This is a genomic window from Bacillus sp. 03113, assembly GCF_006546985.1.
Classification (GTDB): domain Bacteria; phylum Bacillota; class Bacilli; order Bacillales; family Cytobacillaceae; genus VATK01.
The window spans coordinates 63005-89897 of the sequence record NZ_VATK01000017.1 but is presented as its reverse complement, the minus strand read 5'-3'; the positions used below and the strand labels follow the sequence as shown (position 1 = coordinate 89897).

Genomic DNA, 26893 nt, shown 5'->3' with positions numbered 1-26893 from the left:
AACCAAAACATTCGACTTCCACAGCATGCATCTAAAATACGTTGCAAGGATTTTCCTCCTTTCTATGAAACTTAATAATTCTTTTGTTAATCTCAATTGGCGATTAAATTACACCATTTACAAAAAGCTTTTAATATTGGCTCTACATTTACATCACTAAATTCTCCACCAAATCCAATGAAACCAGTTTGGCTGAATGTGATGCCCTCTCTCCTTTTAAAATAACTACCGTCTATTTGAATTCGAGCATACTGTAGACCACTTTTTAAAACTTTTACATCTTTTTTTCTTGCCTTACTAACTTTCATATTCATCTGTTGGGCGTGTTCCCCACCGTATTCAAGGTAAGATAACAATTCTTCTGAAAGTATTGCTGTAAGTTTATTAATATCTTCTTCTTTTAAGCTTGAATAACTTAAATCCAAGTTTTTAAAATGCTCTCTTGCTCTGTTCCTATCCAATTTCCCGTCCCTCCTTATGACATTAAGGAAACACAATACAAAATTTGTTACCTACTAAACTCTTTCTGTTTTTTTGTTAATCTCTCAAACCATTCAGAATATATTGTTCGATAAACATTCGTTTTTAAGAAAATAAGCTATTTCGTATTGAATACGAGCTTCTTTTTTTGTATCGAACGCCCCTAAATAACGTTGTTTACCATAAAAACATATACGGGCTTCGTATTTACCATTCGATTTCTTGGTATAACCTTTAATTTCTTGTGTTCGCCTATTATTACCTTGCTCTCTAGCAGTAGCCCATCTGCAATTCCCTTTTTCATAGTTACCGTTATTGTCTATGCGATCAATACTGTGTTTAGGTGATGGTGAATAACCAACATCTTCCAGAAATTCCTCAAACGAGTTATAAAGAAACTTTATCCCTCTACCACCGTAATTTTTGTAATCTTGTCCATTAGTATTGTTGCATCTATTACGAGCTCCCATATAAGCTTTATGCTCCTTCGTGCCAGTTCCTCCGTGTTTAGGAGGACGCTTATAACAACCGCAAGATTTTATTCCACCACTTTTTAAATGACCGCCACGTACTATCTTTTGTGTGCCGCATTCACATTCACAAAGCCACATAACATTTTTATGTCTATGCTTTTCGTCATTTTCTGCACGTTTCAAGACTGTAAATCTACCGAATTTTCGACCTGTTAAATCTATTAATTCAAACATATTACAACCTCCATCAAGATTATTTACTTATTTGCAGCAATCTTTTTTTCAAATAACGTTTTTGCCCATTGGATATCTTTAGTATCCAACGCAAGATCAATCAGGTATAATAAGCCTTCTTTTCCTGTATCGCCTTGAAATGGGGCTAATATGAAGTTATACGGATCACCATATTGGACACTGGTTAGTCTGTTGCCTTTTTTATCCCTTACATATCGTACAGACATTCTATTAGTAAAGGTGTTGATGCCATCTACGTAACCAATATTGCCGCTGTGTATGTTTACGATCCAATCTCCTACTTGGAACACGGGATCACTCCTTTAATCATTAATAATTCCAATGCTATAAGCGATAATTATTAGTATTACTGATGAATAAAACACTACCGTCCAGATCCAATGCTTGTGGTTTAGGAGAAGAAACTCCTGTTGCTGCTCTTGTTGTGTGTCTGGAGTTTCTTGTTTGGGTAGGGACATAATCATGCCCCTTTCTTCATCGCATTAGTTAAGACTTTAATTGCTTCGCTGGCATCGGCAGCCGTATACCATTCCATATCCTTTTGCATGTGCAATTTAAGGGTTTTATAGGCTTCGTCTTTTGTGATGTTCTTGGCACTTGCTACGTCCTTTAGAAGCTTATCTATTAGGTTTAATTGTTTTTCGGAAGCCATTGGAGCGTTTTTATTGAATTGATTATTTTGTTGATTGTTACTATCTGATGCTCCGTTTGCATCGTCATCTTCCTCTGCTGCAATCCCTAGGGCTGCACACAAACTGTATCGTCTTGCATATGTGATTGAGCTCCCTGCCCCTTGTGCTGTGTTTTTACCCATTGGGAGCTTTAGAGGATCAGATTCAATAAACTCTCCACTAGAATGGATGATAAGAGTTGTGATTACGATATTTTCATTTTCTGTTGTGGTAGACTGAAAAAATGATAATTGGTTTGCTGCAAGGTGTGGTTTTGCAACGTTAATAATTTCCTCTAAAGGAGCATACTTGCTCTTAAAATGTGGATTAGTAGACGTTTTCTTTGGCGCAGGACATTCTCCTTGGAATTTACATAGGGCAACAGCGATATTTTTAATGCTCTCACTTCTTTGCATTGTCCTTTCATCTCCTTTTGTGGTACACTACCACTGATATTTGTTTACAGAGGGAAGATAATGGCAGTTATCAACCCTCAAGTTTGAATTCAAATTTATCTTCTCTTTCAACTACAACTACACCAGGAACAATTTCACCCGTTTCCTCATTGACTAAAGATCCATCAACTACAGTGCAATCCTTTTTTAACTCACTCCATTTTGTTTCCCATTTAGGCTCTGCATATCCAGCTGTTTTTGCGTACTCAAGTAACACAGCTTTATCTTTTTGATACTCTGGTTGTTGTTTCGTGAGCGACATTTTTCCAAACGGTAGTGGTATTGTTTTCTTTGCTTTCTTGCCAGCTTCCAACTGCTTAGTGACCTCTGCTCGTAAATAAGATTCTAATTGACCGCTGTAATGAGACTGCTTGTCCACAAATTCTTGCTTGGCTTGTACACCCCATTCCTTGATCTTTTCAATTTTGGCTAGGAAAGGCGCAATTTGAGCTTCGATGATAGAATCGATTTCAGCTTTCTTTCCCTCGAAATAAGAGATACGGCGTGAAGCTTCTGCAGCTGTTTCTAGGTCAGTGACAACGAATGGTTGATACACGACTTCCTTTTCTTGTTCCTCGATTGCAGTTAATACGTTTTCTAGTGTTTGCATGGGTTTATTCCTCCTTATTAAGCTTGTTTGAATTCAAATTCCATAACCTCGGTTAAATACCGATCTAAATTTTCTTTCAAGATGATTTCTCCATCATGTTCGATGTATTCATCACCAAGAAGGACTTCATCCCCAAAATAATCTGTTCCAAAATGTTCTGGCTGCTCAACTAAATTCGCATACCCTGTTTTCTCAACTCGGACAATATCAGGATGCTCAAGCAATTTCTTCACCTTCTTCGGCAGGATCAGATCCAGTAAGGTCTACGTCCTCTTCTAAGGTTTTAAAATCATAAAAAGAACTGTAATTAACCTTGTCCGAGTTAAAGTTAAACCACGCATAACCATCTTTTTCTACTTCTCGAACACTACCATTTACAACATTTGATAACTCACTGATCCGTCCTGAAGCTACAGATTTATCTTGATCAAAACCATAATCAAGTAGTGATACTTTTCCTCCACGGTCCAAAACATCAGATACAAACTTCAATAACGCTTCTTTATCAAACTTTTCCATTTCAATATCCACTCCTTCAAAATATTTAGTCCAATCACCTTTTACTATTTGGTCACGCAAGGTTTCTAGGAGGTTCAAGCTTGCTTTTGAGCGTCTTTCTTCATTTCTTCTTTTACTTTTTCACTCATGAATTTGTATAGGATTTCATGGACCTTCTTTTCAGTTGTTGCAAAGTGAGGTCCTTTGATGATTCTTACTTTCATGGTTAGGACTCCTTATAAGATTTTTGTTATAACACGTATCAACTTTAGTATCTTTTGAAATTCTGATGGCGCCTGTTCTAAATAAGAAATAATCACCAATGTATCAGAATCAATATTCAGTACTTTCGCAAGCGTGCGAGTAACTTCATATGACGGAGGTGGCATTCTATCGTTTTTTAGTTTACTCAAGTAGGATACGGTTATTTTTTGCCCTTCTTTTTCACATTGAGCGACAATATCAGTTAGGCTTATGTTCAATTTGTTGATTTGCTCAGAAATGATTTCATGATATTTTTTCACTGATTATCTCCTTACGAAACTCTTCTTGGCATGAAGTTGTTAACATAACTAATTGCTTGTTGTAGTTCTTTCTTTTTCACATCTTTGTAACTGGCAACAGCGAAACGATCTTTGATTTCACGATAGATTTCACGGAATAATTTCGATCTCTTTTCTGGATCGCTTTCCAGCTCATAAACACGTTTAGCAACAGCTTTTTGTAGCGTTCTTTGTTCACCACTATCAAGAGTTATTTGTTCATCTACCTTTTGATCAACTCTATCTATTAGCATTCTAATTTCATGTTGCTCTTGCTTGATTGCTTGTGTATCTTCTACTAGATCAGCTGTGGTACGAAGTACAGTGATAAGAGCTTTATCTTTTGAAAGAGGGACGACGTTATCTTTAACGTTGTAATATTCATCAACGAGTAATTCGTATGCATCCCAAGCTTCATCGGTGTTTAACGATTTCGCATGTAACCATGCTCCTTTTTCTGTCCAAAGGTAAAGTTTATTAATCTTTAACGACTTATCAATTTGATAAGTTGATTTAAACTCTTTAAGATCATCACCTTGAAGAAGTATAAAATGTTTACCTTCTTTGTAACGTTCTTTATTTCTATTAAAATTAACTTGGATTCTTTCCGCATCAGTTCCATAGGATTCAGCTAATTGCGTAGTTAAAAGAACTCTTTGTTTGTTATGAATAATTGGTTGTAATTGTTTCATTACAAATCCTCCTAATTATTAGACAGACAAGTCTGTCTTGTTTATTTCAAAAACAATATCATTGGGACTAACTTTAAATATTCTAGCTAGTTCTAATAAGTTAACTGTGCTAGGTTGAACAACATTTCTTTCCCATCTAGAAATGACAGTAATGTCTTTCTGGTCTTTGAATAGTTGTCCTAATTGATGTTGTGTTAACCCACTTTGTAATCTTAACTCTCTAATGGTGTTTTTCAACTTTTTCTCACCGCCTTTCTAGACTAAATTGTCTATCTGTTTATTATAATACTATGACTAAGTTTTTTCGTCAAGACTAATTTGTCTAGTTTTTAAATTTTATTGCTCTTTGAGTCTTGTAAGTTGTAAACTCTTTAATTGAGGAGGTGTTTTAGTAATGGAATATAAGGATTTATTAGCTGAATATATAAAAAAGTCAAACATGACTCTTGATCAAATAGCAGAAGAATGTAAAAAATACGGCATTAATATCCACCCAACATATATAAGTAAACTCAGATTAGGAAAAAGGCCTCCTGCTTCATATGTAGTTACTGCTGTATTAGCAAAGGTACTAGGAGGAGATCCGCAAAAATTATTATCATCAGGCAGAAATGAAGAATCACAAAACGATATTAACGAGTTATTACTGGCTCTGCAGATGGTATATCCAGATTTAGAGGGTAAAGATTTATATGAAAAAATGCTCGAAGTTCACTTTTCGTATATACCGTTAGTTAGTCCTCCTGATATGTCCAGAGAAGAATTTGAAGAGATATTAAAAGAATCTGGTTATGATGGAGATTATATTGAAAATAATAATGAATTTGATTTCAAAAAAGCTTTTGAAGGACAGACATTAAAATGGGGTGACGAGGTTTTAGACTTAAATGAAGATGAAAGAATAAAGGCAATGGAATTATTGAAAGTTCTATTTGGCATTAAAAAAGACACTTAGCTTGTGCCTTTTACTAACCTAAGGTATTCGGATGCAATTTTTTCGTTAAAACACTTGGTTAGTAGTAATTTGATGTCTATTTCTTTTGTTTCGCAATGCTTTTTTTCTTCTTTAATATGCACATGAACACCCCTCTTGATAGAACGTATGTTCTTATTTTAGCATAAAACTACCTAGGGAGGCGATTAGTTTTTGTATAAAGTCGGTAAGTGCAAACTTAGCGACCTCTTAAAATCAAGAGATCTGACACAACAACAACTAGCTGAAATACTACATATATCGAAATCGACAGTTTCAGAATACGCTAATGACAAGTACACCATGTCATATGAGCGTGCTATGAATATTTCAGCTATACTAGGTTGCGCTATGGAAGATCTTTATGAACGGGTTGCGGGCGATTGATTCAATCGTCTGATGGAAAGTTCCTGTACTCCGAACCCGAAACAAAAACTAATACGACCTTGTTACTACATTTTGCTTAAATAAGAACATTTGTCCTTCATTTCTATAATTCAATGGTACTAAAATATAGAAAAATAATGAAGATGGTCACGACAACTTTTTACGAGGTTTCTACAATGAAAGACATCATTCGACAAAAAAAGTACAAAAATTCACAATTCAGTCATACTTTATGCGATTTCCGCACTTGTCGATGGTAACTTTTTGTATTACTGTCGAACGCTTACATTTGAAGCAAGCACGAAAAACATAATGTTCTCCTTCCATGTAAAAATCATAAATATGCATAAATTTACAATTAGTCCTTTTGTGTTCTAGGTGATGTTTTGCGATATTGTAAAGTTGTTCAAAAGTTTTCATACTCGCATTATATTTGTAAGCAAGACAATTTTCCTTAGTAATTCATGGTTTGGATGTGATAATGTGGAATTATGAAGGGGTGATAAGGATGAATATTTTTAGAAAAAAAATTACTCATAGACAAGCAGTTGCTGTTTTCATTAATAGTCTTCATGAAGACATTAAAGAAATATGGCCGATTTTTGTTCGTGATCTAAAAGAGTACGGTGGTACTATTAGTGATGAACTAGAGAAAATTTATATGGCAGAGCTATTTTTAGCAATAACTTCATTAGAATTAATCTCTCTAAAAAAAGTATTTAAATCAGAACAGGTTGATCTTCTGTATGATTTGGTAGTGTTAAACTTGGCTGCAGCAGAAGATGGTTTCGGAGAGTATGCAAAACATACGATAGAAGAAGAATATTTAAACGTTATATATTATTGTACGGAACATAATTTTAATTTTTTAGATGAAATGAGTAAAATGTTGTACCATAAAATCGAAATAAAAACGGAAGAGGAGAAAGCATATATTTCTCCCTTAATTTTAACTGTTATAAATACATATTTAGCTACTAATATAGGTAGATGGAATAAAATAGATAAAAAATTCAAAATCAAAGGATAAAACGTTAGTAAAAAATTAAATAGTTGAAGATGTACTCCACTCCTTCCTTTAATCGCACTTCCCTATTGTAATGAGTAATGAAATACTTATGCATTTAAGAGCTTTAAAAAAGACAAAGAAGGATGTTTCACTTCATGATCCAATAGGACAGGATAAGGAAGGAAACGAGATTAGCTTAATTGATATTTTAAAATCAGAGTCAGAGGATGTCATTAATACAATTCAACTAAATATGGAGCTTGAGAAGGTTAAGGAGTATATTGATGTATTAGACGACAGAGAGAAAGATGTCATTGTTGGTCGATTTGGACTTGATTTACAAAAAGAAAAGACCCAACGCGAGATAGCAAAAGAGCTGGGAATTTCAAGAAGCTATGTGTCTCGCATTGAAAAAAGGGCATTGATGAAAATGTTCCATGAATTCTACAGAGCAGAAAAAGAAAAGAAGAAAAAACAACAATAAATCTTATACCAACTGGAGGCTGTCCGATATGTAGGGCAGTTTTTTCTTGCTTTTGGGAATTATTTCCATCTGTCTGATCGTGCAATCAATATCATATCCTTTGAAAAAATTTTTTTGCTTGTTTATTTTAAACAAGTCAACTTATTTACGCTGAATCTCACTTTGTTCTATAATTAAAGCACTCACAATAACTGAATGAGGTGTTATACGTGATAAAAAACCAACGCATTGGATTATTATTAGATGTTGAAACGACGGGTTTATCACCCTATCAAGATGAAATGATTGAATTGGCATTAATCTTATTTTCATATTGTCAGGACACTGGAGAATTTATAGAGGAATTGGAACATGATTCTTTTTTAAGGGAGCCCTTATCCGAAAGTTCAAGAAATAATTACGAATCTGCCTATAAGATACATGGGATTCCTTTTCAGGAAGTAGAAGGGAAAAGCTTTCATGATGTGAAAATTAAAACATATTTTCATAGAGCTGATTCTATTTTTGCCCACAATGCTTCATTCGATCGAAGCTTTTTATATCAAATGTACCCTGAAATAAACCTTTTAAAATGGTATTGTACGATGCGAAATATTGAATGGAAAAAATATGGTTACCAAAACAGCAAGCTAATCACCTTACTCCAAGCCCATCAAATTACAAATTATCAATCACATAGAGCGATGGATGATATTACATATTTAATGCAGCTGCTGAAAAAACAAAACCCTCAAGGAAATTATTATTTAAAAGAGGTTATAAATAAAAAGCCCATGAACAAATACCAGCCAGTAAAATCGAAAAATAAAGTTAACAAACAAAAGTCATATTATCCTTTTTCCTCTAACCCTTTCAGTGGATGAAATGATTAGTAAATAGATGGCCTAAAATTAGTTACCTTTAAATTTAGGCCATCAGTTTTTTTAAAAATTTTTGAAGACGATCTAGACTTTTTTCCGTCGAAAAGACAAAGTGATGAGCAAAATATGCAGAAACATATAAACCACCTCCAAAGAAATCGAGTCGTTAGGTGGAATCTTTCTCCACCCAGAGGATTGCTTGACGTCCTTGCAAAATGTATATCATTTTCATAACCACCTTTCTTTTTATTTTTGTATGGATTAATACATACGATGCATTGAATATTGACGATCCTTATTTTCTTCATAAATCCTATTAACCATTTCCTCATGTTGAATCTCTTCAGTAGATAATGTTCTCTTTTTTATCGTAATCGTTAAAAATAAAATGTGTAATGTCATTGTGTGATCACCTCCCTTATCTACATTCATTAGTCCTTCGTTCCTTTTTTTGGACACAAAAAAGCCGCAGTAAGATATTACACCTGCGGCAATACAAATAAATATAAAAAGCCGCAGGGCACTATTCTCCCTGCGGCATGGATAGACAAATGAATAAAATTAAGCAGTCCATTCCTTATTGGTCGAATATGTGCAATGAGCATATGAAATTTGATTAGTCTTTGCAATTGTCATTTTAATCATTTTATTCGACCTCCTTTTAAGTAATTTTATGCTTACATTGGTAAGTATATCCACAAAAAGAAAATTTGTAAACACTTTTTTAAGAAAAGAGCACCCAATTTGTATAGGGTGCTCTTGCCTTTAAATATATTCGAAGGGTCCGTTTAAGAAAAATTTCTCTGAACCTTGTTTGTTAATTAATATTCTTCTTCCATTTCAGCAAGCTTCTGTTTACATTTCTTTGCCTTTTGGAAAAAGAAGATAGCAGATGCAAGAAAAGCTGTTGAAGCGAGCATCAGCAATTGTAAATCAAGGAGACTCTTTGCAGCATCAGGAATGATCACTCCTAAATATAAAAAAGCTCCTACAGCTAGTAATGTAATGGCGAATCTTTTAAAATCAGCCATTTTTCCGTGTAATTCCTTAGCAGTCTGTTTCATCATCATCACCTTTACATTTTTTTCAAACTATAAAACTTATATTATCATAAAAAAACAGCATGGAGGTGATGAAATAAATAGAAATATTGGTAACTAGTTTTCTATCATGGAACAAACACCTTCGTACTTTGGTTTGAGCCGCTATTCTTTTAAAGCAGTTGATAAATCGGTTAGCAGGTCCTCAATATCTTCTAATCCTACAGAAATGCGTATTAATCCATCTGTAATCCCTAGCTGATCTCGACGTTCTTTTGGAATAGATGCATGAGTCATTTTTGCAGGTATGGATATTAAACTCTCTACTGCCCCTAGGCTTTCAGCAAGCGTAAAATAATTTAGCCTTTTAATCAGTTTATCTGCTTTTTCTTCACTGCCAACATCGAAGGAAACCATCCCTCCAAATCCAGTTGCTTGCTTCTTTGCAACTAAGTGATTCGGATGCCATTCAATTCCAGGGTAGTATACTTTTTCAACAAAAGGATGCTTAATTAAAAAGTCAACAATTTCCTTGGTGTTTTGTTCATGTTCTTCCATTCTAATACCTAGCGTTTTCATTCCTCGCATTAATAGCCAAGAGTCATTCGGGCCTAATACTCCCCCAGTAGCATTTTGAATAAAATGTAATTCTTTCCCGAGATCAGATCGATCCACGACAACAAGACCTGATACAACATCACTATGTCCGCCTAAATATTTTGTCGCACTGTGTATCACAATGTCAACGCCTAGTGAAAGAGGTGTTTGCCAGTAAGGAGTAGAAAATGTATTATCAACAATGGTTAGAAGATGATGTTGTTTTGCAATAAGTGCTGTTGCTTTAATATCGGTGATTTTTAAAAGTGGATTGGTTGGAGTTTCGATAAAGATTGCTTTTGTATTCGGTTTTATTTCTTTTATTATATGTTCAAGATTGCTAGTATCAATGAAGCTTGCTTCGAGTCCAAAACGATTCAATACTTTCGTCATAATACGGAATGTTCCCCCATAAACATCGTCCGTGATCAAAATATGATCTCCTTTTTGAAAAAGCATCATAACAGCCGTTATGGCAGCCATACCAGAACCAAAGGCAAATCCTCTTGTTCCACCTTCTAAGTCCTTTATTAGCTCTTCTAGTGCATGACGAGTAGGATTCCCAGTTCTCGAGTATTCATATCCCCTATGAATGCCTGCCGCTTCCTGCTTGTAGGTGCTAACTTGATAGATTGGATAAGAAACGGCACCTGTATGAGGATCAGATGGAATTCCTCCATGGATAAGCATCGTTTTCTTTTTCACTTATATCCCCCCTTCATAAATTTTCTTGCTCAAATATCGCTCGCTTCCATCCGGAAAAATGGTCACAATATTCGTTCCAGCTGGGGCATGACTCGCTTCTTTTAGCGCCGCATGTAAAGCAGCACCTGAAGAACTCCCAATAAGTAATCCTTCCTTTAAAGCAGCCTCTTTCACTCGAAAAAAAGCATCTTCATCTGAAATTGTATAAATGGTGTCAAAAAAAGATGTATCCATAAAACTTGGAAGAAATTCCATCCCTATTCCCTCTGTTTTATGTGAACCTGCATTTCCGCCATTTAAAATGGAGCCCTCAGGTTCTACAATAACGGTTTTCACTTTTTCGCTCTGATCCTTTAAATATCGAGCTGTTCCCATAAAGGTTCCCCCTGTTCCAGCTCCTGCAACAAATATATGAACATTTCCTTCGAGTTGTTCCCAAATTTCTGGTCCAATCGTTTCATAGTATGTGTTTGGATTTGCTGGATTAGAAAACTGCTCAGGTGAAAAGGCGTTAGGAATTTCCTGTAATAGCTCTTGTGCTTTCGTTATCGCGCCTCTCATCCCTTCAGAGGTCGGCGTATGAACAATTTTTGCCCCTAGGGCTTTCATGATGATTTGCTTTTCAATACTAAATTTTTCAGGCACACAAAGGATTACATTAATCTTTTTATTTAAGGCAGCAAGGGCTAAGCCTATTCCTGTATTTCCCGCTGTCGGTTCAATAATCGTACCACCTTCTAATAGCTTTCCACTTTCAATAGCTTCCTTTAACAAAGACGCCCCAAGACGATCTTTTACACTTCCACCAGGATTCATATATTCAAGTTTAGCAAATATGCGAACTCCGTTTGGAATCCGATAATGTGTAAGCTCAACCAATGGAGTATTGCCAATTAGCTCATGGATATTCTTATATACCTTCAGATAGGCCGCCCTCCCTTATTGTGTCTAGCTCCGACGTACAGGATGTACTAGTGCCGATATTGCCACAGGACGTGGCGCTCTTAATCGGCCAGTGCCTACCCCTTGTGAAAAATAACCCTTTGCCTCTAAAAGCAAAAAACGCTTTTGGAGGCAAACGAACATTTTTCTTCAGGGCTGAACAAGGCACTTCCGACGTACAGGATGTACTAGTGCCGATGCTGCCACAAGACGTGGCGCTCTTAATCGGCTGCTTTTCTTTTTTAATTTTCCGTTAATCTAGCAACCATTTTCATTACTAGGGTAGCTGAATGTAAACCAGCTTGATCTAAAAACTGATCAAAGGATATATTGGATTCTTTTCCAGCTATATCAGATAAAGCGCGTATAATAACAAAAGGAACTTTAAATTGATGGGAAACCTGCGCAATCGCTGCTGCTTCCATTTCGACAGCTTGAAGATGATCGAACTTTCCTTTTATAAACTCAACTCTAAGAGGATCATTCATAAAAGAGTCCCCTGTTGTAATGAGCCCTTTTACCACTTGAATGTCTGTAATCGCTTTTGCACATTCTTCTGCTACCTGCACTAATTTTTCGTTCGCTATAAACGCCGCTGGCAGCTGAGGCACTTGACCATATTCATATCCGAATGCTGTTACGTCCACATCATGATGACGAACCTCTGTTGAAATAACCACATCTCCTACCTCTAGCTGAGGATTTAATCCTCCTGCAGAACCTGTGTTAATTACATAATCTGGTCTATATTTTTCCATTAAAATCGTCGTTGACATTGCTGCATTTACCTTGCCAATCCCAGACCGCAATAAGACGACTTCCGCTCCATTCATAAATCCTGTTGTAAATTCACAGCCTGCGAATGTCATTTGCTGCTTATCTGTTATATTTTCTCTAAGTATTGTTACTTCCTCTTCCATTGCTCCGATGATGGCAATTTTCATTTTTTAAAACCTCTTTCTTATATTTTTACACCTTCCATAATCCAGACAAAGTCGTTGCATTTAGAAAATGTAACCGTAAAGCTATTCTCCTCCATCATTTTCTTTAAAACTGGAATGGTAGGATAATACTCTCGTTGTAAATCCTCTGCTAGATTATGAAAGCCACTTTGTACAGCATCTGAGATCGCTTGCTTAAAGTCCTCTAAAGATTTGTACATCGTATCCGCAAAAATTATTTTACCACCTGGGGCCAGTATGTTGCTATAAGATAATATCGCTTCTCCTTTTTCTTGATCGGTTAAATGATGAAAAGCATACGTACTTACAATTGAATCTAAAGCTAGATCGGCTGGATAATGAAGAAAATCACCTTTGAATATATTTGCGTTAGCACCTATTTTTTTTTCTCCGATTTTTTTCATAGCATCAGATGGTTCAATCCCTGTAACCTTCAGCCCTTTCTCCAACAGTTTTAAAGTTAAATTGCCCGTTCCTGTGCCAAATTCTAGTACGTGACCAAATGCACGATCAGCAACTTCTTTTAATATCTCATCATAATTGTAAAAAACCTTTTGATATTCAAGATCATTTCCCATCACACTTTTGTCATAGTTCTCTGCCCACTTTTCGAATAATTCAACAAACTCTGTACCCACCTGTAACCCTCCCCTATACAAATTATTCGTATAAACATACTATGTTTTATAGAGTTACATGTTGCCTATTTTTCTAGCGGCAAATGTATTGATTGGCGTATACAGATCCATTAAACTGAAGCTATACATATAGGATAAACCTTACTGGGAAGGATGTTTGAAATGAATTTACATCTAGATTTTATAGAAGATAAAATAGAATTTTTTGAAGATCATGATCTTAAAAATTTAGAAAAAAAAATAAACAATCAAATTGAAGTTAACAAGGGGATTCTTCTCTCTGTTCATTCTGTTTCCAATCAAATGCATGTCGATGATAGCGGCAGACCTTATCACGCTGCTGTTGTTCATTTTAAAATTAAAAAGTAAATTGGGTATTTTAAATAGGACAGGCATCCGTCAGAGATCTTGAAATAAATTTCTGATGGATGCCTATCTAATTTCTCGCTTTACCGAATGTTAATTGCATTTAATTCTTCCACTTTTGAAGGCTTCCAACCTTTACCATCTATCCATTCAATATACACCCGATATTTTTCCTGCTTATCCTTTGTCGAAACAGTTCCGATTGCTTTCTGAGGATCATGATTATTATTCCCGATATATACAACCGTCATATTTCCTTTTTCAATCCCTGTTGCATATGAAAGAGCGTTTAGCATTTCATCCCAATCGACTGTGCCTGTTTCATAAAGAGTAGCATGTTCTCCAGTTTGAGTAGTACCTACAGGCTTCCAAGATGGATTCTCAATCGTTCTTATTACGCTTGAATCGCTGCCGCCCTCTGTAATAATAGGTTCCTCACTCGTTTCTTGTTTTGAATCATTATCGTCTAATTGATCAGACTGACTCTTATGATCCTTCTCTTTAACGCCAGCAGATGCCTCGTTAGCTTTTTTATTTTCATTCTTTGCATCTGTTTCCTTTTCAATTGCAGGCTGCTTCACATTTGGAGCTGCAGTTTCGCCGCTAAAAAAGATTTTTACAGTTACGAATATAATCAATATCACAACAATGGCGATTAGTCCATTTAATATAAGATTTGTTTTTCGTCTTTTTGAGCGTTTCGCTGTACGAGAGCTTCTGTTTATTTCCTCATTCATAAAGTTATCCACCCCATTTTTTCTTCTATAATGGTTTCCATTATTTTACCATAATATTGAATAATTCTTAAAGAAAATACATGTTGGAAGAAAACATTTCTCCCAACAAGTCACTTTACCATATTACCTTTCTATTCTACAGAGGAAAAGGAATTATTTTGCCGTTGATCGTAGTTATATAGTTCCTTTACCATATCAGCGAAAAGTGGATTAATCCCCCCTTGTTGTCCTTCAACGCCTAAATTTACAACAACTAAAGCATATCTTGGATTTTTATACGGAAAATAACCCGCAAACCATTTGTTATGCAGCTGTTGCCCTTCCTTAAAAACGCCTGTTTCTGCTGTTCCAGATTTTCCAGCTACCTCATATGGAAGATCTTGAAACCATCTTCCTGTACCTTCCTTATTTGTAACAACTTCACGTAAAAGAGATTGTAGCTTCATTGCAGTGAAAGGAGATATCGTCTCTCCATCTAGCTGCTTCTCATCAAATTTAATAATCGAATTGCCATTTTTATATTCGATCGTTGAAGCTATTCGAACCATTTCTTTTTCTCCGCCTCTTGCGATTGTTGCCATCATATTTGCAACAGATAAAGGCGTTACTCTTACCTCATGCTGCCCAATTCCTGTCATTGCGACATAATTATCATCTTTTTTCGCTTCTTCTGATAGGAAAACTCTTCCACTATCTTCATCTGCTAATTGCTTAAAATCTTGAATATGGTAAATGTCCCCATTCCACCCTGCTTGTCCAACTAATGAAAGTTTTTTTGCATACTCTTCAATTAGGTTAGGATCGATCTCTTTGAGTTCTTTTGCTAAGGTTGCAAATGTATTATTACAACTTTTTGCAAAGCTATCAGTAAAGGTTAAGTTTCCGTATTGATAGGTTACATCCTGTTCTCCATTGATTTTCTTACTACAATCAAAGGTTCTTGAAGGCTGATCAAGATGATGATCAATAGCAGCTGCAGATACGACTGTTTTAAATACAGATCCTAAAATTTGCTGCTTTAGCATTAAATTTTCTATACCACCGGTATCCTTTTGAAAAGGGGTATATTTATTAATTTCTGGTACAGATACCATTGCAAGTACGGAATTCGTTTTTATATCCAATAAAACGAGCCCGCCTTTTTGTATTCCATGTCCTTTAACTTGCTCTTCAGCTATTGACTGTAGGCCACGATCAATTGTCGTCTTTATATTGATTGGATAAAATGGATTCGCGGGTTCTACATATTTTACATTGATCCCAAACAAAGGGCCTCCCATCGCATCAACGTGGTAAACGAGCTTTGATTTCCCTTCAGACAGAAGAAACTCATCGAAGCTTTTTTCTAAGCCTGTTAATCCGACTAATGTTCGTGAGGAAAATTCCTTTCCAGGATATCTGCTTTTTAAAACTTGATCATTTTCTCCTGCAATCCCAATCAATTGTTCGGCAAGATTTTTCGTTAGATTATATTTCTTGTCAACCGCAAATACTCCTGGAATTTTTAAATCATTAATTTTTTCCATTTGACTACTCGTTAGTTCGACTGGATCTCTTCTGCCAAAAACAATAGGTTCCTTCGTGTTTTCAATAGCCCTTTTTAATGAAGACTCTGAAATTCCAGTTATAAGAGATACTTTTTTACTGTCCCAATCCATATTTTTTAAAAACGGAAAAAGTATGAGTACTTTTTTTGTTTGCTGTGTCAAGGATTGCCCATTTTGATCAAGAAAATTTCCTCTTCCGTTATCTATTACCATTTCCTGTGATCGTTGTTCGACGCTTTCTTCTAAAAGATTAATATTATGGCTAGAAAAATGCTCTGTTTCAAAAAGCTGAATTTGCATTAGCCTACCAATAAGAATAAAAAATGAAGTAAAAAAAAGGAATAGAAATACGACCATTCGTTTTCTCCACATAAAAAACACCTCGTCAAAAGTGTTGACGAGGATTTCCTTTTTCAAACTTATTTATCGTAAAATGTCTATTACTTAATCTCTACAATACGAACTTTCATTTCTCCACCAGGTGTCACAACAGGAATTTCATCCCCAACTTTACGGCCAATTAAACTTTTTGCAATCGGTGAATCGTTAGAAATTTTCCCTTCAAACGGATCTGCTTCTGCACTTCCAACTATGGTATAAGTTTCTTCTTCTCCATCCGGTAATTCAATAAAAGTAACTGAGCGACCTAATGAGACCACATCGCTTGTCATCTCATCTTCTTCAATAATTTTTGCATTTCGAATCATATTTTCAAGTGTAGTGATTCGCCCTTCAACGAAGGCTTGTTCTTCTTTTGCAGAATCATACTCAGAGTTCTCCGATAAATCCCCAAAACTTCTAGCAATTTTTATTCTTTCTACAACTTCTTTTCTTTTTACTGTTTTTAATTGCTCTAATTCTTGCTCAAGCTTCTCTTTCCCAGCTTGTGTCATTGGAAAAATCTTTTCAGTTGCCAAACCCCTTCACTCCTTCTAATTTTCCACAATCACAAAAAGATTGCGTAATCGAATATATGTATCTCATTCCCACAATTGGAAATACTTAGACGCACCCCAATAAAAGGGGCGCGTAAAAAAGATTATATTGGATTAAGACCCCACTGCATACCGAAGATGGTAAAGTATAAATCCATTTTTTACTTACTAAACCAATTTTTAATATAACAATTATTTTAATACTTCCATAACAAAATGCGAAGATTTTTTTATATAAAATAGAGTATCAAAATGATTACTAAAGCAGTTTGTTCACATTTTTGTCAAAATTTATTTCGCGTATACTTTTTCTTCAATGCTGTTCAAGCCGCCTCCGACGTACAGGATGTACGAGTGCCGATGTTGCCACAGGACGTGGCGCTCTTAATCGGCCGCTTTTCTAATTGTCCAGCTCCGCCGCCTAGCCCCTCAAGTCATAAGTCAAATCACTCCAGAAATCAGGATTTCCTGCGTGATTCGCCTTATGCTTGTCGGGGCTAAACAAGTCGGCTCCGCTTTTCTATATTATGCTATTGTTTCACAAAAATGATTTTTGTTCAAGAATTGTTTGAACTTTTGTTACCATTAGATCAATTGCGACATGATTATGCCCACCCTCTGGAATAATGATATCAGCATATCTTTTAGTAGGCTCAATAAATTGATTATGCATTGGCCGAACAACACTTACATATTGTTCAATGACCGAATCCATTGATCTTCCTCGTTCTTTAATATCTCTTAAAAGCCTTCGAATAATTCTTAAATCTGCATCTGTATCAACATAGAGCTTTATATCCATTAAATCCCTTAAGCGTTCATCCTCAAGAATAAGAATTCCTTCTAGAATAATGACATCCTTTGGCTCTACATTGATTGTCTTTCCTGATCTAGTATGAATGGAATAGTCGTATACAGGCTTTTCAATCCACTCATATCGTAGAAGCTTTGTTAAATGCTCGATCAATAAATCATTATCAAAGGCTAGAGGATGATCATAATTTGTTTTTAATCTTTCTTCAAAAGGAAGATGCGATTGATCTTTATAATAAAAGTCTTGCTCGAGCATTAAAATGGAGTGCCCTTTAAAGCATTCATAAATGGATTTTGTGACACTAGTTTTTCCAGAGCCTGAACCTCCGGCTACCCCAATCACTACTGGCTTGCGATTCATGAAATTAAAGCTCCTTTCGCATCATGTTATCGCGGTAAACCGGTTGATTCACCTTAAATTTTACGATTTGCAATGGATGACGAGCTGCATCTAGCTCATTTCCATCTTCATCCCAAATTCTCTCGATCACTTGTGTAAAATTATCTATCTCCGGACCAAAGAACTCTACTTCTTGACCTGGTTTAAAATGATTTCTTTGCTGAAGTGTTACCATCTTTGTTTCTGAATCATAATCAAGCACTAATCCTACAAAGTCAAAAGCAGTCTTTTTGCTATGATTTCCAAACATTTGCTCTTTATACCCTGGTACGCCTTCAAAAAAGGCAGGAGCGGTATCTCGATTGGCGCATTTATCTAATTCCTTTAGCCATTTCTCTTCAATTTTGAAATTATCAGGATCTGCACAATAATCATCAATGATTTTCCGATAGACACTGACAACCGTTGCAATATAATGAATAGATTTCATTCTGCCTTCTATTTTAAGACTATCAATCCCCAGCTCAATCATTCTTGGAATCGACTCAATAAGCTTAAGATCCTTGGGACTCATAGCAAAGTGGGCATCTGTCTCTTTAAATAATGCTGTTTCTTGATTTCCGTCCAGCTGATAAAGATCATAATCCCATCTACATGATTGACAGCATCCACCACGATTTGAGTCGCGTGCTGTCATATGATTACTTAATGTACATCTGCCGGAATAGGCAATACACATAGCTCCATGAATAAAAGTTTCGATTTCTATATCGACCTTTTCTTTCATCTCGCGAATTTCTTCTGCACTTGTTTCGCGGGCTAATACGACACGCTCTAGCCCCTCTTCCTTCCAATATTGAACAGCCTTCCAGTTTGACAACGATTGCTGAGTACTTAAATGAACTTCAATTTCTGGTGCCAATCTTCTGCAAGTTTCAATAATTAAAGGATCTGCAACAATGATCCCTGTAATCCCTGTTTCTTTTAACCCAAGAATATATTCCTCTAATCCATCAATATTTTCATTATGAGCAAAAATATTGGTTGTTACATAAATTTTCGCCCCATACTGCTTGGCAAACTCAGCGCCTTCCTTCATTTCTTCGAATGTAAAGTTATCGGCGTTAGATCGAAGACCATATTCTTGGCCTCCTATAAATACAGCATCTGCACCATATTTCACAGCTATTTTTAATTTTTCTAAATTTCCAGCTGGTGCTAATAGCTCAGGTTTTTTTGTTATGACACGTTTGCCATTTACCACTTGTGAGATAGGTTCTTTCACTGCTACCATTATGAAAACCTCCTTATCATTTTTTTATCCCGCATTAACGGTCAGTAAAATCCCCAACCTCAGATTAGAAGTGTAAACGAGAAGTCCTAGTTAAGGGATAACTGACAGTAAAAGCCCGATTGGTTCAACTAACAATCAGTAGGGAATGAAGATAACCCCACTGATTAAAGTTTCACTTTTCAATCAATTAATAAACCGTTTCTTTAAAGAAAAACCCTGTATCTAATGGTCGATTTAGCGGTTGAATATTTTCTATTTCCGCTACTAAATCATCTTTTATATCATCATACTGATCTACATCCTCTACACATAGATCAATTGCTTTGCGGTAGAGCTTTGTAACAGCCAGAATATACTCAGATGACTTTAATAGACCATCAATTTTAAAGGAATCTACCCCAGCTTCAATCATTTCCTGTAATTCATCAATAATACAAATATCATTTGGACTCATAATATGCGTTCCATTTTCATCTTCAAAAATGGGATATTTGTTTTCTCGTTCTTTGTCATGCAAAAACATATTAGTCGCTTCGATATTTTCATGCTTTTTATCGCCAAGAAACTCAAAATAGTGATCAAGTAAGTTACGTTTCGACTGGAACATCGCTGTCATACCATGAACTTGTACCTCAATTTCCACCTCAGCCTTTTCCTTGATTTCAACAATAGCATCCATATTGATTTCACGAGCGAGAACAGCTCTTTTTGCCCCTTTTCTCCCCCAATAATTACATGTATACCAATTTGTGGCGGTTGTTTCAGTATTCCAATGAAGCTTAAGATTAGGAGCATTCTCACGTGCAGACATTATTACTGCTGGATCACCAAAAATAACGGCATCCGGCTTTACTTCATTTAAAAATTTGAGGTAGTCATCTAAATCTTGTATTCGGTCGTTATGAAAAATGGCATTCATCGCCACATATACCTTTTTGTTTTGGGAATGGGCAATTTCGATTGATTTCTTAACATCTTCTCTAGTAAATTCTCCAGCCAAACGCAGGCCATAATGCTGTTCGCCAATGACGAAAGCGTCTGCTCCATTTTCTGATAATGGGAGAATATCTTCAACTGATAATGGTGTGACAAGTAATTCTGGTTTTTTCAAATTATTCACCTCTTCTTGCTAATTGCGATCCCGTCACCGACAGGAATAATAACCGTATCATAATCAGGATGATTCATTAACCAATGGTTAAAATCATTGATTTTTCTTACAAGGCTGCGTATTCGTTTATTCTCTATTTTTTCCTCATATACAAGTCCTTTAAACAGAACATTATCGGTAATAATGATACCTTTTGTACTTAAATAGGAAGAATATATATCAAAAAAAAGTTGATATTGCCCTTTTGCTGCATCTATAAAAATACAGTCAAAAGGTGCATGTTTTTTAATTTCTTCCTCTACTTCTAGAGCATCACCTTTTACAAGCAAGATTTGCTCTTGTTTATCAGCCTTCTGAAAATACATTTCTGCTAATTCATAACGTTCTGCATCTCTTTCTATTGTAATAATCCCACACTGTGGTAATGCAAAAGCCATCCTTAAAGCAGAGTAGCCGATAGCTGTACCCACTTCTAAAATTTTCTTTGGCAACTGAATTCTCAATAATTGCAGCAAGCATTCAATTCCTGCAAGCTCCATGATTGGAACATGATGCTCTTTTGCATATGCTTCCATTTCCAAAAGGAGCTTTGGTCTATCTAGAATCAAACCATCTATATATTTTTGCAGCTTTTCATCATTCAAGCTGCCTCACCTCTATCCGTCATCATCAAAATCTCTTTAGACATGAAAAAATAGCGTTCACAGATTGGATATTTCATAAATACGTATTTCATACGCATTATGGCTAATGATAAGCCATGATCCTTGCAAACTGTGGTTGACGCTATTAACAAGTTTAAAAACACTTCAATTATTTTAACATAAAAAAAGAAGGAATGCTATTCTTTCTAACTTCCTCCTTTTTCTATCAATAGTCAAATGACATTCTTTTCTTACCCTTAACGTTCAGTTACTTTCCCGTAATATGCTCCGCTTTTTTTGCGTTATGCTCGTCTAATGTTTTAGAAAAAAGCACATCTCCACTAGGCGTTGCCAGGAAATAAAGGTAATCCGTTTGGGCAGGATTTAGCACTGCTTCAATCGAATCCTTTCCTGCATTGGCGATCGGTCCAGGTGTTAAGCCTACATTTTTATAGGTGTTATAAGGTGAATCTATTTCTAAATCTTTGTATACTACTCTTTCTTTATGTTCCCCTTGTGCATAAAGAACGGTAGGATCTGTTTGCAGCGGCATGTTTATTTTCATACGATTATAAAAAACACTCGCGATTTTATTTCGATCAACTTTTTCAGTTGCTTCTTCTTCAACTAATGAAGCCATCGTTAACAATTTATGTGGAGTAATATCTGTTTCATTTATTTGATCGCTGTATTCACTTAAGACTTTATTTGTTTGATCCAGCATCACAGAAACGATTTCTTCTATAGGCGGGTTTTCCTCATAAAATGGATATGTCGCGGGAAAAAGGTAGCCTTCCAGTGGATATTTAATTTTCGGATTCAATATTTCACTGGTAAGTAAATCAGGGTATTTTTCCATTAAGCTTTGGATAAAATTTTTGTCATTTAATTTATTTAACACGTCTTCTTTTGAATGATTTGTTTTTTCAGCAACGATTAAAGCAATTTGTTCAAGTTGTTTTCCCTCTGGTATCGTTACTTTAAAAACAACCTTCTCCATTACCTTTCCTGTTTTTAAACTCTTCACAATATCAGGAATGGTCATTGAGGGCAACATATTGTATTCTCCAGCCATAAATCCAGATTCATTTTTCAGCTTTACATAATATTTAAACACTCTTGCATCTTTAATGATTCCATTGTCTTCTAAAGTTTGAGCAATTCCAGAAACACTTGATCCAATTGGAATGACAACTTTCTTCTCTTGTTTACTATCAGGGTCAACAGGTTTTAACGCTGACTGAATATAAAAATAGCCTCCTCCAACAAGACTACCTAGCACAACGATAAGAATAATTGCGATAGTTGATACAATTTTCCGTACGGTTTTTGCTTCAGTTTGCCTTTCTTGCAGGTTTTGAAAGAATAATTCTTTTTTAAAGTTTTTTTGCTCTGACGACATACGGTCCCCTCCATCTAACAGGGTGATCCTATTTTTCTTTTATCAACCCTTAACTTACATCTCGAAACATTATACTATATATCTAATAATCATCGCAAAAATTGACAAAAAAATTTAGGCTCTTTTCGTATAGATTGTTGTTATTTAACCCGTATCCTGAATACACTTCGCTTTCCGCGGGCGAGTGTCGAGCTTCCACGTCGCTATGCTCCTGTGGGGTCTCGTCTTTCTCGCTTTTCCCGCAGGAGTCTACGTGTATTCAGGCTGCTCAGTACTTCAACCATGATTATTATTTTATTCAAAACAACAAACTTTTAGAAAGCAGCCAAAATTTATAAAAAAAGAGTGCCCATCAAAGGCTGGGCTGCTCTAAGAACGACTTCTTGGAAGCACCTAGCACTTTGTTAAAGGGCACTCTCTTATTTATTATTTTTCCTCTTGTTCGTCTAAGAAAGTGTTGAGCATTTCTTCGACAAGATCCCACTCTTCATCTGATTCAATCGGCTGCAATTCTCCATCTTTTGTTTCTTCATTTGGAATAAAAGAAGAAGCATGAATCTCAATCTCTTCATCTTCATCTTCCTCTGCTCCTATTGGATAATATAGAACATAGGATTTTCCGAACTCTTCCGAATCAAAAGTGAATAGCACTTCACATAATTGCTCATTTCCATCTTCATCAACGATTGTAATATTGTTTTCTCCGTGATTCATAGGTCACCTCTTTAATTTAGTATTAGAAATATACTCTTTGAAGATTGACTGGTATCTAGCTCTAGCGCCTAGCCGCTCGGATCATAAGCCACAATCCTCCAGAAATCAGGATTTCCTGCGGATTGCGTCTTATGTCTGTCGCGGCTGATCAAGGCGCTTCCGCTTTTATTTTTGGCTATCTAGATATCCTTGCAGGATTATAGATGCAGCCATTTTATCAATTACTTTTTTCCGTTTTTTTCGACTAACATCAGCCTCTAGCAAAAGACGTTCTGCAGCCATAGTCGTCAGACGCTCGTCCCACAGAACAACCGGCAAACCAAATAGCTGTTCAAGCTTACTTGCGTATTCTTGGCTAGCTTCGCCTCGAAAACCAATGGAGCCATTCATATTTTTGGGCAGTCCAACGACTATTTTACTTACTTCATGTTCCTTTATTAATATTCCTATTCTTTCAAAACCAAATTCATTTTCATCCTCATTAATTTTGATGGTCTCAATTCCTTGAGCTGTCCATCCAAGGGCATCACTTACTGCCACCCCTACTGTCTTTGAGCCAACATCTAAGCCCATAACCCGCATGCATTATCCCTCACGTTGTTTTTTTAAATACGATTTCACTAGCTCCTCAATAATTTCATCTCGCTCAAGCTTACGGATGATATTACGAGCATCTCGATGTCTCGGAATATAAGCAGGGTCTCCTGATAAAAGGTAACCAACAATTTGATTAATTGGATTATATCCTTTTTCTTGAAGAGCTTCATACACTTGAAAAAGTACTTCATCCACATTACGCTCAAAAGGCTCCTCTGGAAAATTAAATCTCATGGTTTTATCAAATGAGCTCATATTCAACACCTCACTTTTTCTGCTAGGCGATTCAGATAGCAAATAGTTACCTTCATTTTACACTACTTCTACTTAATATCAAATGGATTTAACCCATTCTTCTACAAATTGCAATGCATGATCTAGCTTGCTTGGGTCTTTTCCACCCGCCTGAGCCATATCCGGACGGCCACCGCCGCCTCCGCCGCACCGACTTGACACTTCTTTGACGATTTTCCCAGCATGATAGCCTTGTGGAATTAAATCCTTCGTGACTCCAGCAATTAAGCTTACCTTGCCTTCGTTGACACTGCCTAAAACGACTATTGCTGAACCAAGCTTTTGTTTTAGATCATCTGCCATATTACGAAGGGTATTGATATCAGAAGCTTGGACCTTTGTAGATAACACATTGATTCCATTTACTTGAACGACTTTTGAAACAAGATCTCCAGCTTCGATATGGCTTAATTTTCCGGCTAATGATTCATTTTCACGCTGCAGCTGCTTGATTTCAGTCATTAGTTGATCAATTCTGTGAGCAACTTCTTTTGGATTTGTTTTCAACTTATGAGCAGCATCCTTAAGAATATGAATTTGGTCATTTAACAATTGGTAAGCAGCTTCTCCAGTTACAGCTTCAATACGTCTTGTTCCTGCACCAATTCCGCTTTCAGAGACTATCTTAAATAGTCCAATCACAGAAGTATTTGGTACGTGGCAGCCTCCACAGAGCTCTAAACTATAACCTCCTACTTGAACAACACGTACAATTTCCCCATATTTTTCTCCGAAGAGAGCCATTGCTCCCATTGCTTTTGCTTCGTTAATCTTTTTAAAGTCAATCTGAACTGGGAGACTGCTCCAAATTTTCTCATTCACAATCGTTTCAATTTGTTCAATCTCCTCTGGCTTAATTTGGCCAAAATGAGAGAAGTCAAAGCGGAGTCTTCCTGCTTCAACTAAAGATCCAGCTTGGTTAACATGCTCACCAAGCACATCCTTCAGTGCACGATGAAGAAGGTGAGTAGCCGTATGATTTTTAATAATCTTGCCTCGATTTTGCTCATCTACGGATGCATGAACCGCTTCGTTAACACGAAGCACACCAGTTTGAACAGCTCCTTTATGAAGATTTTGTCCATTTGGTGCTTTTTGCACATCCTTAACAGATACAGTTGCCTGTTCAGAAGTTAAAATCCCTGCATCTGCAATTTGACCTCCACTTTCAGCATAAAAAGGAGTTGTATCAAGGATGAATTGAATCTCGTCTCCTTCGTGAGCTTCATCAACAGGAGAACCATCCTTTAGGATAAAAACAACTTTAGCATCTGCTTCAAGCTGATCATAGCCAATGAATTGGCTTTCTATCTTAACTTCGCCTAGTACGCCACCTTGAACCTGCATGGAGTCTACGTCTTGTCGGGCATTACGGGCACGCTCTCTTTGAAGCTCCATTTCATGCTCAAATCCAGCATGGTCAATTGTCATTCCTTCTTCTTCTGCATACTCTTCTGTAAGCTCTACTGGGAAACCATACGTATCATAAAGTCTGAAAACATCCTTGCCTTGAATGGTATTATTACCATTTTCTTTTTCCTTTTTAATAACAGAAGACAAGATGGATAACCCTTCGTTTAGTGTCTCATGGAAGCGTTCTTCTTCATTTTTTATGACCTTTTGAATAAAAGTCGTTTTATCTTTTACTTCTGGATAAAAATCAACCATAATTTCTGCAACAACAGGAACAAGCTCAAACATAAATGGACGATTGATATTAATTTGCTTTGCATAGCGTACAGCTCTGCGTAAAAGGCGTCTTAAAACGTAGCCCCTGCCTTCATTTGAAGGAAGTGCTCCATCCCCAACAGCAAATGTAACCGTTCTGATATGGTCAGCAACAACTTTAAAGGCAACATCTGTTTCTTGGTTTTGATTATAAACAGCACCAGAAATTTCTTCTGTTGCTCGAATGATTGGGATAAATAAATCCGTGTCAAAATTTGTCTGCACATCTTGAACAACGGATGCCATACGTTCTAGACCCATCCCAGTATCAATATTCTTTTTCGGCAGTGGAGTATATGTACCATCAGGATTATGATTGAATTCTGAGAAAACAAGATTCCATACTTCTAGGTAACGTTCATTCTCCCCGCCTGGATATAGTTCAGGGTCATTTTCGTCATTCCCATAAGCAGGACCACGATCATAAAAAATTTCCGTATTTGGACCACTCGGACCTTCCCCTATATCCCAGAAGTTTCCTTCAATACGAATAATTCTTTCAGCTGGAACACCAATCTTGTTATTCCAGATTTCAAAAGCCTCTTCATCTTCAGGGTGAATCGTAACAGATAGTTTTTCTTTTTCAAACCCAATCCATTTTTCATCGGTTAAAAATTCCCAGGCCCAAGTAATAGCTTCAACTTTAAAATATTCACCGATTGAAAAATTTCCTAGCATTTCAAAAAACGTATGATGTCTTGCTGTCTTTCCTACGTTTTCAATATCATTGGTTCGAATTGATTTTTGTGCATTTGTAATACGTGGATTTTCTGGTACCACACGACCATCAAAATATTTTTTCAAGGTAGCTACACCACTGTTAATCCATAATAATGATGGATCATCATGGGGTACTAACGATGCACTTGGTTCGATAGAATGTCCTTTTTCTTTAAAGAAGTCAAGATACATTTGACGAATTTGTGAACCAGTTAGCTTTTTCATAATAAAAACCTCCTTATTTATAGAAAAGCCTCTTCATCACTGTGTTTCATTTATGTAAACACAAAAAGCCCCCATCCCTGGACAGGGACGAGAGCTATACTCGCGGTACCACCCTGATTTTGGATATCATCTGTCTCATATCCATCTCTCATA

General features: G+C 36.1%; 34 protein-coding genes and 1 pseudogene. 6 read left to right on the top strand and 29 right to left on the bottom strand.

The window, feature by feature from the left end; translation table 11 throughout:
- Positions 1 to 92: 92 nt before the first annotated feature.
- The 11 genes from FDO66_RS16245 to FDO66_RS16200 form a co-directional block, all read right to left on the bottom strand.
- Positions 93 to 461: a hypothetical protein gene (locus FDO66_RS16245; protein ID WP_141433713.1), complete on the bottom strand. Its 369-nt coding sequence runs from the start codon at positions 459 to 461 to the stop codon at positions 93 to 95.
- A 93-nt stretch (positions 462 to 554) separates the two neighbouring features.
- Positions 555 to 1187, bottom strand: coding sequence for an AP2/ERF family transcription factor (locus FDO66_RS16240; RefSeq protein ID WP_141433712.1), 633 nt, complete (start codon positions 1185 to 1187; stop codon positions 555 to 557).
- Positions 1188 to 1210: 23 nt separating this feature from the next.
- Positions 1211 to 1498, bottom strand: coding sequence for a hypothetical protein (locus FDO66_RS16235; RefSeq protein ID WP_141433711.1), 288 nt, complete (start codon positions 1496 to 1498; stop codon positions 1211 to 1213).
- A gap of 170 nt (positions 1499 to 1668) precedes the next feature.
- The gene (locus FDO66_RS16230) at positions 1669 to 2295 is read right to left on the bottom strand and encodes an ERF family protein (protein ID WP_141433710.1); all 627 of its coding nucleotides are present in this window, start codon (positions 2293 to 2295) and stop codon (positions 1669 to 1671) included.
- A 70-nt stretch (positions 2296 to 2365) separates the two neighbouring features.
- On the bottom strand, positions 2366 to 2944 hold the full coding sequence (locus tag FDO66_RS16225) for a host-nuclease inhibitor Gam family protein (RefSeq protein ID WP_141433709.1): 579 nt from the start codon (positions 2942 to 2944) through the stop codon (positions 2366 to 2368).
- Between the two features lie 17 nt (positions 2945 to 2961).
- On the bottom strand, positions 2962 to 3168 hold the full coding sequence (locus FDO66_RS16220) for a YqaI family protein (RefSeq protein ID WP_141433708.1): 207 nt from the start codon (positions 3166 to 3168) through the stop codon (positions 2962 to 2964).
- Positions 3161 to 3541, bottom strand: coding sequence for a hypothetical protein (locus FDO66_RS16215; RefSeq protein ID WP_181444610.1), 381 nt, complete (start codon positions 3539 to 3541; stop codon positions 3161 to 3163). Before FDO66_RS16215 ends, FDO66_RS16220 begins: the two co-directional genes overlap by 8 nt.
- Positions 3538 to 3666, bottom strand: coding sequence for a hypothetical protein (locus FDO66_RS21325; RefSeq protein WP_258535759.1), 129 nt, complete (start codon positions 3664 to 3666; stop codon positions 3538 to 3540). Before FDO66_RS21325 ends, FDO66_RS16215 begins: the two co-directional genes overlap by 4 nt.
- Before the next feature lie 12 nt (positions 3667 to 3678).
- The gene (locus FDO66_RS16210; RefSeq protein ID WP_141433706.1) at positions 3679 to 3966 is read right to left on the bottom strand and encodes a hypothetical protein; all 288 of its coding nucleotides are present in this window, start codon (positions 3964 to 3966) and stop codon (positions 3679 to 3681) included.
- An 11-nt stretch (positions 3967 to 3977) separates the two neighbouring features.
- Complete coding sequence (locus tag FDO66_RS16205; RefSeq protein WP_141433705.1) at positions 3978 to 4676, bottom strand: ORF6N domain-containing protein; 699 nt, start codon at positions 4674 to 4676, stop codon at positions 3978 to 3980.
- A gap of 18 nt (positions 4677 to 4694) precedes the next feature.
- On the bottom strand, positions 4695 to 4913 hold the full coding sequence (locus FDO66_RS16200) for a helix-turn-helix transcriptional regulator (RefSeq protein ID WP_141433704.1): 219 nt from the start codon (positions 4911 to 4913) through the stop codon (positions 4695 to 4697).
- A gap of 157 nt (positions 4914 to 5070) precedes the next feature.
- Here FDO66_RS16200 and FDO66_RS16195 point away from each other — a divergent pair, with 157 nt between their 5' ends.
- The 5 genes and pseudogenes from FDO66_RS16195 to FDO66_RS16175 all read left to right on the top strand — a co-directional run bounded on the left by FDO66_RS16195 (position 5071) and on the right by FDO66_RS16175 (position 8392).
- On the top strand, positions 5071 to 5631 hold the full coding sequence (locus tag FDO66_RS16195) for a helix-turn-helix domain-containing protein (RefSeq protein ID WP_141433703.1): 561 nt from the start codon (positions 5071 to 5073) through the stop codon (positions 5629 to 5631).
- 192 nt (positions 5632 to 5823) lie between these two features.
- A complete protein-coding gene (locus FDO66_RS21530) occupies positions 5824 to 6036 on the top strand; it encodes a helix-turn-helix transcriptional regulator (protein ID WP_141433702.1) in 213 nt (70 codons plus the stop codon).
- 508 nt (positions 6037 to 6544) lie between these two features.
- A complete protein-coding gene (locus tag FDO66_RS16185; RefSeq protein ID WP_141433701.1) occupies positions 6545 to 7066 on the top strand; it encodes a hypothetical protein in 522 nt (173 codons plus the stop codon).
- Positions 7067 to 7136: 70 nt separating this feature from the next.
- Positions 7137 to 7529 (top strand): annotated as a pseudogene (locus FDO66_RS16180) (sigma-70 family RNA polymerase sigma factor); the annotation flags it as partial.
- 209 nt (positions 7530 to 7738) lie between these two features.
- Entirely contained in the window at positions 7739 to 8392 is a 654-nt protein-coding gene (locus tag FDO66_RS16175) for an exonuclease domain-containing protein (RefSeq protein ID WP_141433700.1), read from the top strand.
- Positions 8393 to 8650: 258 nt separating this feature from the next.
- Here the strand turns inward: FDO66_RS16175 and FDO66_RS16170 are convergent, their stop codons facing one another.
- The 6 genes from FDO66_RS16170 to FDO66_RS16145 all read right to left on the bottom strand — a co-directional run bounded on the left by FDO66_RS16170 (position 8651) and on the right by FDO66_RS16145 (position 13273).
- Positions 8651 to 8791, bottom strand: a complete 141-nt coding sequence (locus tag FDO66_RS16170; protein WP_141433699.1) for a YrzI family small protein — start codon at positions 8789 to 8791, stop codon at positions 8651 to 8653.
- 419 nt (positions 8792 to 9210) lie between these two features.
- Positions 9211 to 9453 (bottom strand): YrhC family protein, encoded by a 243-nt coding sequence (locus FDO66_RS16165; RefSeq protein ID WP_141433698.1) that lies wholly within the window; start codon positions 9451 to 9453, stop codon positions 9211 to 9213.
- A gap of 141 nt (positions 9454 to 9594) precedes the next feature.
- Positions 9595 to 10731, bottom strand: coding sequence for a bifunctional cystathionine gamma-lyase/homocysteine desulfhydrase (locus tag FDO66_RS16160; protein WP_141433697.1), 1137 nt, complete (start codon positions 10729 to 10731; stop codon positions 9595 to 9597).
- On the bottom strand, positions 10732 to 11655 hold the full coding sequence (locus FDO66_RS16155) for a PLP-dependent cysteine synthase family protein (RefSeq protein ID WP_141433696.1): 924 nt from the start codon (positions 11653 to 11655) through the stop codon (positions 10732 to 10734).
- A 260-nt stretch (positions 11656 to 11915) separates the two neighbouring features.
- Entirely contained in the window at positions 11916 to 12617 is a 702-nt protein-coding gene (mtnN, locus tag FDO66_RS16150) for a 5'-methylthioadenosine/S-adenosylhomocysteine nucleosidase (protein ID WP_141433695.1), read from the bottom strand.
- Between the two features lie 17 nt (positions 12618 to 12634).
- A complete protein-coding gene (locus tag FDO66_RS16145) occupies positions 12635 to 13273 on the bottom strand; it encodes a class I SAM-dependent methyltransferase (protein ID WP_141433694.1) in 639 nt (212 codons plus the stop codon).
- Positions 13274 to 13435: 162 nt separating this feature from the next.
- On the opposite strand from FDO66_RS16145, the gene FDO66_RS16140 reads away from it, so the two are divergent.
- Complete coding sequence (locus FDO66_RS16140) at positions 13436 to 13642, top strand: DUF2536 family protein (RefSeq protein ID WP_141433693.1); 207 nt, start codon at positions 13436 to 13438, stop codon at positions 13640 to 13642.
- An 80-nt stretch (positions 13643 to 13722) separates the two neighbouring features.
- On the opposite strand, the gene FDO66_RS16135 is transcribed toward FDO66_RS16140, so the two are convergent.
- From FDO66_RS16135 to alaS, 12 genes are all read right to left on the bottom strand, one after another.
- On the bottom strand, positions 13723 to 14376 hold the full coding sequence (locus tag FDO66_RS16135) for a YrrS family protein (protein WP_141433692.1): 654 nt from the start codon (positions 14374 to 14376) through the stop codon (positions 13723 to 13725).
- A gap of 131 nt (positions 14377 to 14507) precedes the next feature.
- Positions 14508 to 16295, bottom strand: coding sequence for a peptidoglycan D,D-transpeptidase FtsI family protein (locus FDO66_RS16130; RefSeq protein WP_141433691.1), 1788 nt, complete (start codon positions 16293 to 16295; stop codon positions 14508 to 14510).
- A 68-nt stretch (positions 16296 to 16363) separates the two neighbouring features.
- Complete coding sequence (gene greA / locus FDO66_RS16125; RefSeq protein ID WP_141433690.1) at positions 16364 to 16840, bottom strand: transcription elongation factor GreA; 477 nt, start codon at positions 16838 to 16840, stop codon at positions 16364 to 16366.
- Positions 16841 to 17396: 556 nt separating this feature from the next.
- The gene (udk, locus tag FDO66_RS16120; protein WP_141433689.1) at positions 17397 to 18032 is read right to left on the bottom strand and encodes a uridine kinase; all 636 of its coding nucleotides are present in this window, start codon (positions 18030 to 18032) and stop codon (positions 17397 to 17399) included.
- 4 nt (positions 18033 to 18036) lie between these two features.
- Positions 18037 to 19305, bottom strand: coding sequence for a peptidase U32 family protein (locus FDO66_RS16115; RefSeq protein WP_141433688.1), 1269 nt, complete (start codon positions 19303 to 19305; stop codon positions 18037 to 18039).
- Positions 19306 to 19492: 187 nt separating this feature from the next.
- Positions 19493 to 20416, bottom strand: coding sequence for a peptidase U32 family protein (locus FDO66_RS16110; RefSeq protein ID WP_141433687.1), 924 nt, complete (start codon positions 20414 to 20416; stop codon positions 19493 to 19495).
- A gap of 5 nt (positions 20417 to 20421) precedes the next feature.
- On the bottom strand, positions 20422 to 21060 hold the full coding sequence (locus FDO66_RS16105; protein WP_141433686.1) for an O-methyltransferase: 639 nt from the start codon (positions 21058 to 21060) through the stop codon (positions 20422 to 20424).
- 268 nt (positions 21061 to 21328) lie between these two features.
- On the bottom strand, positions 21329 to 22462 hold the full coding sequence (gene mltG / locus FDO66_RS16100) for an endolytic transglycosylase MltG (RefSeq protein WP_141433685.1): 1134 nt from the start codon (positions 22460 to 22462) through the stop codon (positions 21329 to 21331).
- A 426-nt stretch (positions 22463 to 22888) separates the two neighbouring features.
- Complete coding sequence (locus FDO66_RS16095) at positions 22889 to 23176, bottom strand: DUF1292 domain-containing protein (protein WP_141433684.1); 288 nt, start codon at positions 23174 to 23176, stop codon at positions 22889 to 22891.
- Positions 23177 to 23341: 165 nt separating this feature from the next.
- Positions 23342 to 23758 carry a Holliday junction resolvase RuvX gene (gene ruvX / locus FDO66_RS16090; protein WP_181444609.1) on the bottom strand — a complete coding sequence of 139 codons (417 nt, stop codon included), beginning with the start codon at positions 23756 to 23758 and terminating at the stop codon, positions 23342 to 23344.
- 3 nt (positions 23759 to 23761) lie between these two features.
- The gene (locus FDO66_RS16085; protein ID WP_141433683.1) at positions 23762 to 24028 is read right to left on the bottom strand and encodes an IreB family regulatory phosphoprotein; all 267 of its coding nucleotides are present in this window, start codon (positions 24026 to 24028) and stop codon (positions 23762 to 23764) included.
- 78 nt (positions 24029 to 24106) lie between these two features.
- Complete coding sequence (gene alaS, locus FDO66_RS16080; protein WP_141433681.1) at positions 24107 to 26740, bottom strand: alanine--tRNA ligase; 2634 nt, start codon at positions 26738 to 26740, stop codon at positions 24107 to 24109.
- Positions 26741 to 26893: the final 153 nt, after the last annotated feature.

Excerpts from the sequence above, each read along its gene's own strand:
- FDO66_RS16095 (WP_141433684.1), bottom strand. The coding sequence starts at position 23,176 with ATGAATCACGGAGAAAACAATATTACAATCGTTGATGAAGATGGAAAT.
- FDO66_RS16115 (WP_141433688.1), bottom strand. The coding sequence starts at position 19,305 with ATGGTAGCAGTGAAAGAACCTATCTCACAAGTGGTAAATGGCAAACGT.
- FDO66_RS16205 (WP_141433705.1), bottom strand. The coding sequence starts at position 4,676 with ATGAAACAATTACAACCAATTATTCATAACAAACAAAGAGTTCTTTTA.
- alaS (WP_141433681.1), bottom strand. The coding sequence starts at position 26,740 with ATGAAAAAGCTAACTGGTTCACAAATTCGTCAAATGTATCTTGACTTC.
- FDO66_RS16185 (WP_141433701.1), top strand. The coding sequence starts at position 6,545 with ATGAATATTTTTAGAAAAAAAATTACTCATAGACAAGCAGTTGCTGTT.
- FDO66_RS16225 (WP_141433709.1), bottom strand. The coding sequence starts at position 2,944 with ATGCAAACACTAGAAAACGTATTAACTGCAATCGAGGAACAAGAAAAG.
- ruvX (WP_181444609.1), bottom strand. The coding sequence starts at position 23,758 with ATGCGGGTTATGGGCTTAGATGTTGGCTCAAAGACAGTAGGGGTGGCA.
- udk (WP_141433689.1), bottom strand. The coding sequence starts at position 18,032 with ATGAATCGCAAGCCAGTAGTGATTGGGGTAGCCGGAGGTTCAGGCTCT.
- mtnN (WP_141433695.1), bottom strand. The coding sequence starts at position 12,617 with ATGAAAATTGCCATCATCGGAGCAATGGAAGAGGAAGTAACAATACTT.
- FDO66_RS16230 (WP_141433710.1), bottom strand. The coding sequence starts at position 2,295 with ATGCAAAGAAGTGAGAGCATTAAAAATATCGCTGTTGCCCTATGTAAA.
- FDO66_RS16165 (WP_141433698.1), bottom strand. The coding sequence starts at position 9,453 with ATGAAACAGACTGCTAAGGAATTACACGGAAAAATGGCTGATTTTAAA.
- FDO66_RS16240 (WP_141433712.1), bottom strand. The coding sequence starts at position 1,187 with ATGTTTGAATTAATAGATTTAACAGGTCGAAAATTCGGTAGATTTACA.
- FDO66_RS16135 (WP_141433692.1), bottom strand. The coding sequence starts at position 14,376 with ATGAATGAGGAAATAAACAGAAGCTCTCGTACAGCGAAACGCTCAAAA.
- FDO66_RS21325 (WP_258535759.1), bottom strand. The coding sequence starts at position 3,666 with ATGAAAGTAAGAATCATCAAAGGACCTCACTTTGCAACAACTGAAAAG.
- FDO66_RS16085 (WP_141433683.1), bottom strand. The coding sequence starts at position 24,028 with ATGAGCTCATTTGATAAAACCATGAGATTTAATTTTCCAGAGGAGCCT.
- FDO66_RS16170 (WP_141433699.1), bottom strand. The coding sequence starts at position 8,791 with ATGACATTACACATTTTATTTTTAACGATTACGATAAAAAAGAGAACA.
- FDO66_RS16140 (WP_141433693.1), top strand. The coding sequence starts at position 13,436 with ATGAATTTACATCTAGATTTTATAGAAGATAAAATAGAATTTTTTGAA.
- FDO66_RS16130 (WP_141433691.1), bottom strand. The coding sequence starts at position 16,295 with ATGTGGAGAAAACGAATGGTCGTATTTCTATTCCTTTTTTTTACTTCA.
- mltG (WP_141433685.1), bottom strand. The coding sequence starts at position 22,462 with ATGTCGTCAGAGCAAAAAAACTTTAAAAAAGAATTATTCTTTCAAAAC.
- FDO66_RS16195 (WP_141433703.1), top strand. The coding sequence starts at position 5,071 with ATGGAATATAAGGATTTATTAGCTGAATATATAAAAAAGTCAAACATG.